Below are 1,184 nucleotides of genomic sequence, written 5' to 3'. Positions count from 1 at the left end.
CGCCGACTATTACTGGTTCTTTGGGTCAAGCCAATAATTACAGCAGCGTCAGCGACCTGATCGCACAATGGCCCAATGCCGCGCAGAATCAAGGCATCAAACTGTCTGGGATAGCTTTTGACGGCGTGGAAAGTGACGACCTCAACCCTACTGCCATCAGCAACCTCACCTTAGCAAGCAACGAAAACCCTAAAAGCTGGTTGAGCTACGGAAGTACCGGCGGTATTGGCGTCCCGTCCTCTTACGATGGTTGGTTCACCGACGCCAAGAAAATTCGGGCGGAAATCAACCACAACCCCAACACCAATCAATCTCAGACGCTGAAGGTGAAATGGGCAGATAACCAAGACATTACTAGCACTACGATCGACCTCAGTGGATTGAGTCCCAAAACAAGTCCTGGTTTGGGCGATCAGGGCAATGAAGTTGGTTTGCTGGAAATCTTTAATAATGGGGTTCGGGTACCGGCCACCAATTTTAAGATCGCTCGCCTCAACGCTCCGAGCGCTCCAAAACCCATTACAGTGTCTTCAGATGGAGTGACTTTCATTGGCGATCGCACCGATGGCAGTTTTAAATTCCAGATAGTAGGAGACTCTCTCGGCGGCGCTACTTTTGACGAACTGCGGTTCTCCACTAAAGCCTACGATAGCCCCACCGCTGCCTACACCGCCACCTCCTTCAAAAACGACGGTTCCGACTACCTAGTGCGAAAAATTGAATATCAAGGGATTTCTAATGTGACGCCGACGCCGACGCCGACGCCATTTGACAGTCTCACGGGGTCTATTGATACTACCGCTGTGCCTCCGACTTTCTTCTTTTACGGTTCGCCTCCCGATCCTATTGCTGATGGTGGTTCTGGAGTTGTTACGATTAATCGGACTGGCAATACTTCGGTTTCGGCTTCGGTGGACTATTTGATTGTTGCCCCTGGTGGCGGTCAACCTGCGAACAACGTAGACTACAAAATTAGTCCATTTGCTGTGAATCCTTCGTCCGGCACGGTGAACTTTAATCCGGGTCAAACTAGCGTTACTCTGACAATTAACAATCTTCCCGGTTTGACTGGTGGGGTGGTGAATTTGGGCTTTGGGTCAGGTTCGATTGGCGCTCCGGCATCGACTGCAATTACTCTGCTTTAAGGCTGTTAGTAGGGCAAGGAATCCTTGCTCTACTAATAT

Annotated in this window: 1 protein-coding gene; it reads left to right on the top strand. The window is 50.3% G+C overall.

Annotated features, from left to right (window positions below; genetic code table 11):
- A partial coding sequence (locus QUA45_RS28905; RefSeq protein WP_333223391.1) for a hypothetical protein occupies positions 1-1,145 on the top strand: 1,145 nt, incomplete at its 5' end.
- Between the last annotated feature and the right edge of the window lie 39 nt (positions 1,146-1,184).

Source organism: Microcoleus sp. Pol12A5 (assembly GCF_036701435.1).
Classification (GTDB): Bacteria; Cyanobacteriota; Cyanobacteriia; order Cyanobacteriales; family Microcoleaceae; genus Microcoleus.
Note: the sequence above shows the minus strand (reverse complement) of the source record. Positions and strands in the feature narration are given on the sequence as shown.